Origin of the sequence: Streptomyces sp. NPDC005485, assembly GCF_040606085.1 — a bacterium.
Classification (GTDB): Bacteria; Actinomycetota; Actinomycetes; order Streptomycetales; family Streptomycetaceae; genus Streptomyces.
In genome coordinates, this window is sequence record NZ_JBEXDZ010000128.1 from 20681 (window position 1) to 27245 (window position 6565).

Genomic DNA, 6565 nt, shown 5'->3' on the forward strand with positions numbered 1-6565 from the left:
AACCGGGGACGGCCGCAAGGCTGCCCAGCGAAAACGAGGACCACGGATAACTCTCTGTAAAACCGTCGAGGCCGAGAGGAAGTCAGCGTCCGACTCGTCCACGCCTCGGCTGTTGGTTCGTTGCCCTGGCTTCGTCCGGAGGCAGAGGCCGCGGTACGAGCCCGAAGCAAGACGCAAAGTGAGAGTGGCCCCCGGCGGTGACATGCCCTTGTCCACCCGTATGGTTTCCGCCATGGCAGTCCCTCAGGTCATTCCGATCGCCTACGAGCCCAAGCACCGCACCGAAACCATCGGGCGGTACGCGGACGGCCAGTTCCTGGCGTCGATCACATACGCCTTCCCCGAAGGGTTCCGTCTCGACGACGGCTGGGAAGAGCACAAGCGCCTCTACACGGTGCTCCACACCTTCGACGCCGACGGGCGTTACCGCGAGTCGGAGATCTGGTGTGCGGGCACCTGGGCCGAGCAGCAGCGCAACCCGGACGGACCGGACTCGGTGCTCGGCCGGGCCCGCGCCCACCTGGGGAAACTGCTGCGGAGCCTGCCCCGGCGGGCGTACACGGGCATCGCTGTCCGCCCCTTCCAACTGACCGTCGACGGCGTGCTGTTCGGCCTGGTGGTCCGGCAGGACGACGAGGAGGACGGCGGCGACTGGGCCGAGCTGTACCCCGACCACCTGGCCTTCGGCGCGCCCTGGGACGGCACGTACGACACCTGAGTCGTCCGCGGCGCCGTACCACCAGGCAAAATGGCGGCATGACCGAGATCCACACCCCTCGCCTCCTGCTGCGCCGCTGGACCGACGACGACCTCGTCCCGCTGTCCGAGCTCCATGCGGACCCCGAGGTCATGCGCTGGGTCGACGACGGCTCGGTGCGTGATCTGGAGCGGACCGCGGAGGACATCGAGCGGTGGGAGGAGGAGTGGGACGACGAGGGCTTCGGCCTCTTCGCCGTCGAACTCCTCGCCTCCGGCGAACTGGCCGGCGTCACGGGCCTGTCCGTGTCCGAGTTCCTGCCGGAGGACACCCTTCCCGAGGTACAGATCGGCTGGCGCTTCGCCCGCCACTTCTGGGGCCAGGGCTACGCCTCCGAAGCCGCCCACGCCACCCTGGAGTTCGCCCTTCAGGACCGCGGCCTCGACCGCCTCATCAGCGTCCCCCGGCTGGGTGACGACGCCTCCGAGAACGTCCTGCGCAAGCTCGGCATGGCCCGGGACCGCGAGATCGCGCACCCGGTGTACGGCTTCCCGGTGATCGTCCACGCCATCGACCTCACGGAGTTCGAGGCGTAACGGCTCCCCGCGCGCCGGACCGCCGAGCACTGACCGCCGCTGTCACCCACTGGAGGGACACCATCGTGATCACCCCCGAGGACGAGGTCCTCCTGCGGCGCGCGATCGATCTCGCCGCCCACGCCGTCACCCTGGGCGACGCACCGTACGCCTCCCTGCTCGCCGGCCCGGACGGCGCCGTTCTCGCCGAGGCGCACAACACGGTGCGGCGCGACGACGACATCACGGCCCACCCGGAACTGAAGCTCGCCCGCTGGGCGGCCCGCGAGCTCGACGCCGCCACGGCCGCGCGCACCACCATGTACACCAGCTGCCAGCCCTGCGGGATGTGCACCGGCGGCATCATCCGTTCCGGACTGGGCCGCGTCGTCTACGCCCTCGCCACCGACCAACTCGTCGAGCTCAACCCGGATTCGGGCGCCTGGCCGACGGTGCCGCAGGAGGGCCCGGCCCTGTTCGACGAGGCCCGCGTTCCCATCGAGGGCTACTACCGGCGGTGACCGCTCCGGTCGGTACGAGGGGCCCGGGAACGCGTCCGCTCCCGGGCCCCTCGTGAGCCGCACCTAGGAAAGGACCCCGGCGCCCGTCGTCGTGGCCAGCTCCGTCGGCAGGTTCTTGGCCGACGTCTGGAGACCGGCGGTCAGGGTCGGCGTCCAGTTCACCGTCGTCCTGATCTTCTTGGAGTTCGCGGCGTTGTACGCGGCGACGAGGTCGGTCGCCGTGCCGTTGACGAGGTTGCCGCTGCCCGCGACCGAGCCGGTGCCGTCGCCGCTGAGCAGCTTCGCGACCTTCTGGCCGGTCGCGGTCCTCCAGTAGTTGTCCTCGGCCACGACCTGGGCCTTGGCGCGGGAGTTGATGCTGTAGGACGGCGCGTAGCCGTTGAGGGCGGTCGTGTCGTAGTAGTTGTTGTAGATGTGGACCTGGCCGATGCGGGTCAGGGGCGCTCGCTGGATGATCCCCTTCCACACGTTGTGGTGGATGGAGATGTGCAGCTTGCCGGTGCTGTCGGTGTCGCTGCTGCCGATCAGCATCGTCTTGTCGTGGTTGGTGAACTGGTTGCGCTCGACGGTCACCAGGTCGGAGCCGTTGGTGATGTCGAGGGCGCCGTCGTGGATCTGGTACTCGCGGCCGTAGTACTTCGCGTTGGCGCTGTCGAAGTGGGGCCCGTCGCTGAACGTGTTGTGGTCGGCCCACACATGGGTCGCCGTGCGCAGGGTGACGGCGTCGTACGCCGAGTTCCAGTTTCCGTCGTCGCCGTCCGTCGGGTCCCACTGCGGGAAGCAGTCCTCGGTGGCGGTGAGGGTGAGGTTGCGGATGATGACGTTGTCGACGCCCTTCACCTGAAGGCTGCCGCCGGTGATTCCGGCCTTGGTGCCGGGCACGCCCACGATGGTGGTGTTGGCCGGCACCTTGAACACGATGTTCTTCGCCTGCTTGGCCTGCGCAGCGGCCCGGGCCGTCTCCTGCGTGCCCTTCGGCAGCTTGGAGCGGCCGTACGTCGAGGGGTCGTACGCCTTCAGGTATGCGGCCAGCGAATAGCCGGTGCCCGACGTGTAGTCGGCGCAGGTCAGCTTCTTGCCCGCGTCGTCCGTGTTGGCGTCGATCGTGCCCTTGACCTTGATGATCTTCGCCGTGGAGTTCGAGGCGCTGCCCAGCGCCTTCACGAGCTGGGCGCGGGTGCTCACGGTGAAGACGTGCGCGGAGTCGGCCTGCGAGCCACCGGTCGTACCGGGGCCGGAGGCCGCCCAGCCGTCCTTCGCGGGCAGCGTCTGGTGGGCCAGGTCCACGGGGTTCGCGTCCGCGTTCATCACGAACACGGCAGCGCCGAGACCGGTGGCCGCGACGGCGGCACCGGCCACCAGAAGGGAGCGGCGCTTGCGGAGGGACCGGCGGTGGGAGGGGGAAGCCACGGATGAGTCCTTACGTGGTTGTGGAGCACGTGCAGGGTGTGAAGCCTCCGTGGAGGCTTACGACTCATCAGTGGGCACCGGGTCCGGAAAGGTTGCCGCCCGTCGGTCCTTTCCCTTCCGCCTCAACTCACGGCGGCTGCCGTGCTGTTGGCTGTCAACCGGGCGGCAGCTCCCCGACCGCGCCGACCGGCCGTTCCCTGTCCCGGGGGCAGACCCACACCGCGACGCCGTCGACGACGGTCGCGTTCAGCGGATGCGAGCCGGGATGCGCCGGGCAGCCCGGCCACACGGCAGGTTCCCCCTCACCCCACAACGCCTCGACGGCCCACTCCTGCACCCCGTCCGCCACCTCGGCAAGCCGCACACCGGCCCGCTCGTCGGGCCACGCGTACACGCCCTGCCCCGAGCCGTCGGGCGCGTAGAGGATGACTCCGGGGTAGTCGTCCTCGGGCTCACGGACGTCGGGCTGTACGGCGCACTGCGCACGGAGGTCCTTCAGGACGGTCTCGAGGGCGCGCGTGAACTCGTCGTCCGCTGTCACGGGCGGTCCGACTGAAGGCGGCGGACGAAGGCGGACCTCTGGCACTGGATCACGTCTACAGCTCCTTCCACAGACGGTGGATGTGGTCCCGGGACCGGGCGGGGTCGAGAGCTACCGCCTCCACCTTACGAAAGAGCGTTCGCGTGGGCTGCAGCCTGACGGGCAGAGATAGAATGAATCTACGTAGAATGAATCTACATAGATCCCGGCGTCGGAGGCTCGCCCATGCCCACCCCCTTCGTAGGACGTGAAGCCGAGCTGGCCCTGCTGGACAAGCGCCTGGGCAGGGTCTCCGACGACGGCGCCGGGGTCGCGGTCGCCATAAGGGGCCGGCGGCAGGTGGGGAAGTCACGGCTCGTGCAGGAGTTCTGCGACCGCGCCCGGCGGCCGTACGTCTTCTTCACCGCGACCAAGGGCGCCTCCCCCGTGGAGGGCATCGCGGACTTCATGGCGGAGCTCCGAGAATCCTCGCTTCCGGCCGATCAGGAGTTCGTCCCGAAGACCGCTCCCACGAACTGGCCCGACGCCTTGCGGACCCTCGCCGCCGTGCTGCCCGCCTCACCCAGCATCGTCGTACTCGACGAACTGCCCTGGCTCGCCGAACAGGATCCGGTGTTCGACGGAGCACTCCAGACCGCCTGGGACCGGCTGTTCTCCCACCGCCCGGTGCTTCTGCTGCTGCTCGGCAGCGACCTGCACATGATGGAGCGGTTCACGGCGTACGACCGGCCTTTCTACGGAAGGGCCGACAGCCTGGTCCTTGGCCCGCTCAACCCTGCCGAGACGGGTGACGCTCTGGGACTGGAGGCGTCGGACGCCGTCGACGCTCATCTCGTCTCGGGCGGGCTGCCCGGCATCCTGCGCGCCTGGCCGCATGCCACCCCGGCCCTCGACTTCATCAAGGCCGAGTGCGCCGACCCCGCCTCACCGCTCTTCGGTGTTCCGGAGGCGGCTCTCATGGCCGAGTTCCCCGCGCCCGACCAGGCACGCCGGGTGCTGGAGGCGGTCGGCAGCGGTGACCGTACTCACGCCAACATCGCCGCGACCGCCGGCAGCCAGAGTGGTGCGCTGCCCTCCGGAATACTGTCTCCGCTGCTCCGCCGCCTCACGGACGAGAAGCGGGTGCTCACCGCGGACTCCCCGCTTTCCACCAGCTCCGGAAAGCCCGCCCTCCACCACGTGGCCGACAGCAACCTGCGTTTCTATCTCGCCGCGATGCGCTCCGCACAGCAGCTGTCCCGGCGTGGCCGCCCCGAGGCCGCGTACCGGGTGGTCGAGCGCCGATGGGCGGCTTGGCGGGGGCGAGCCGTAGAGCCCCTCGTCCGAGAAGCGCTGGAACTGGCCGCGGCGGACGGAGAATTCCCCTGGCCCGACACGGAGGTCGTCGGCGGCTGGTGGAACAGGAAGTTCCAGCCGGAGATCGACCTCATCGGCGCCGATCGCTCGCCCGTCGCCGGGACCCTGTTCTTCGCCGGCTCCGTGAAGTGGCTGGCCTCGCCCTTCGACCGGCACGACCTGGCCACCCTCGTGCAGGGCGCAGCCCAGGTTCCCGGTTTCACACCGGGCTTCACGGGCCTGGCCGTCGTCTCCCTCTCCGGTACGGCGGAGTCGGTGGCCGGTGAAGTCGGGCTGGTGTGGGGTCCGCAGGACGTCGTTTCGGCCTGGCGGCGCTGAGGCGCCCGGGACTCCACAGTCCCGGGCGCCCGCGCGTCGGAAGTTACGACGCCGAAGCCGAAGCGCTCGGCTGTGTGTCCGTGCTGTCGTGTGTCTCGTCCGGGGCGACGCCCATCGTCAGGTGGGCGTGGACGCCCTTGGCGATGTGCTTCTTGTCGTACTTGAGGTAGAGCAGGCCGCCCTCGTGGCCGTTGTCCGGGTAGATCGTGTCCTCGGTCAGGGTCGTGCGGGTGGTGGTGTTGGTGGAGTACGGGGAGACCTTCGCCGACGCGAGGACCGACTTCTCGTCGAAGAAGAGCTGGCCCGTGTGGCAGGCGTGGCCGCCCTCGTAGCCCGCGTCCGTCCAGGTGCCGTCCACGTGGACCTTGACGTGGATGTGGACGCAGCGGCCCTGGTACCAGCCCGGGAAGACCGTCTTGAAGGTGACGTAGCCGTGCTTGTCGGTCTTCCAGGTGCCGCGCAGGTAGCGCTCGTCGTCGGTGGGCTCGGAGTGGCCACCGCCGCCGCCCGTGCCTCCGGAGGGGGCGCCGGACGGGGGCTCACCGGTGGGCGTACCGGAGGGCGCGTCCGAGGGGGAGCCCGACGGCGGGGTGCCGCCACCGCCGGCGCCGCTGCTCATCGCCTCGTAGCCGGAGTAGATGCCGAGCGAGCTGCAGTGCCAGATGTCGACGGCCGCGTTCTTGACGGGCTTGCAGGTCTCCGCGTCGATCACCTTGAGCTTGAGGGTGAGCGGGATGCCCTCCTCGTCCTCGGTGATGTCCTGGCGGATCTTGTCCGCGTCGATGTAGTACGGGCCCTCGGTGGTCTCCGTGGTGAGGGCGTAACACGTCTCCGACGTGGTCGCCCCTGTGTTCTCGGAGGTCTCGCCCGCGAACGCGTTCATGGCGAGGCCGCCGCCCACGCCCACGGCCGCGACGGCCGCTCCACCTGCGACGACGACCTTGCGCCGCGTCATGTTCCTTTTGTGCGCCGGTCCTTTGGAGGGCTCGTTCTCTGTCTCAGTCATGGGCCGGGACGGTATGAACCGCACCTGTCAACAGCGTGGGTGAGGACTGTGGTTAGCGTGTAGACGCGGAAGTGGCCCGGAACCGACGTCGACATCTGGCACTGCAGCTCGCTCGGCATCTACTCCGGCTACGAGGCGATG

At 69.4% G+C, this 6565-nt stretch carries 7 protein-coding genes and 1 pseudogene; 4 read left to right on the plus strand and 4 right to left on the minus strand.

What is annotated here, in order from left to right; all coding sequences use genetic code 11:
* Positions 1-232 precede the first annotated feature (232 nt).
* From ABZS97_RS32630 to ABZS97_RS32640, 3 genes are all read left to right on the plus strand, one after another.
* The gene (locus tag ABZS97_RS32630; RefSeq protein ID WP_356143610.1) at positions 233-718 is read left to right on the plus strand and encodes a hypothetical protein; all 486 of its coding nucleotides are present in this window, start codon (positions 233-235) and stop codon (positions 716-718) included.
* A 38-nt stretch (positions 719-756) separates the two neighbouring features.
* The gene (locus ABZS97_RS32635; protein ID WP_356143612.1) at positions 757-1293 is read left to right on the plus strand and encodes a GNAT family N-acetyltransferase; all 537 of its coding nucleotides are present in this window, start codon (positions 757-759) and stop codon (positions 1291-1293) included.
* Between the two features lie 65 nt (positions 1294-1358).
* Positions 1359-1793 carry a nucleoside deaminase gene (locus tag ABZS97_RS32640; protein ID WP_356143614.1) on the plus strand — a complete coding sequence of 145 codons (435 nt, stop codon included), beginning with the start codon at positions 1359-1361 and terminating at the stop codon, positions 1791-1793.
* Between the two features lie 63 nt (positions 1794-1856).
* On the opposite strand, the gene ABZS97_RS32645 is transcribed toward ABZS97_RS32640, so the two are convergent.
* The 3 genes and pseudogenes from ABZS97_RS32645 to ABZS97_RS32655 all read right to left on the minus strand — a co-directional run.
* Positions 1857-3203: a pectate lyase gene (locus tag ABZS97_RS32645; protein WP_356143616.1), complete on the minus strand. Its 1347-nt coding sequence runs from the start codon at positions 3201-3203 to the stop codon at positions 1857-1859.
* A gap of 154 nt (positions 3204-3357) precedes the next feature.
* Positions 3358-3744, minus strand: coding sequence for a hypothetical protein (locus tag ABZS97_RS32650; protein ID WP_356143618.1), 387 nt, complete (start codon positions 3742-3744; stop codon positions 3358-3360).
* Between the two features lie 55 nt (positions 3745-3799).
* Positions 3800-3886, minus strand: a pseudogene (locus ABZS97_RS32655) (transcriptional regulator); the annotation flags it as partial.
* An 83-nt stretch (positions 3887-3969) separates the two neighbouring features.
* Here ABZS97_RS32655 and ABZS97_RS32660 point away from each other — a divergent pair.
* The gene (locus ABZS97_RS32660; protein WP_356143620.1) at positions 3970-5418 is read left to right on the plus strand and encodes an ATP-binding protein; all 1449 of its coding nucleotides are present in this window, start codon (positions 3970-3972) and stop codon (positions 5416-5418) included.
* A 43-nt stretch (positions 5419-5461) separates the two neighbouring features.
* On the opposite strand, the gene ABZS97_RS32665 is transcribed toward ABZS97_RS32660, so the two are convergent.
* Positions 5462-6424: an intradiol ring-cleavage dioxygenase gene (locus ABZS97_RS32665; protein ID WP_356143622.1), complete on the minus strand. Its 963-nt coding sequence runs from the start codon at positions 6422-6424 to the stop codon at positions 5462-5464.
* Between the last annotated feature and the right edge of the window lie 141 nt (positions 6425-6565).

Excerpts from the sequence above, each read along its gene's own strand:
- ABZS97_RS32665 (WP_356143622.1), bottom strand. The coding sequence starts at position 6,424 with ATGACTGAGACAGAGAACGAGCCCTCCAAAGGACCGGCGCACAAAAGG.
- ABZS97_RS32635 (WP_356143612.1), top strand. The coding sequence starts at position 757 with ATGACCGAGATCCACACCCCTCGCCTCCTGCTGCGCCGCTGGACCGAC.
- ABZS97_RS32630 (WP_356143610.1), top strand. The coding sequence starts at position 233 with ATGGCAGTCCCTCAGGTCATTCCGATCGCCTACGAGCCCAAGCACCGC.
- ABZS97_RS32660 (WP_356143620.1), top strand. The coding sequence starts at position 3,970 with ATGCCCACCCCCTTCGTAGGACGTGAAGCCGAGCTGGCCCTGCTGGAC.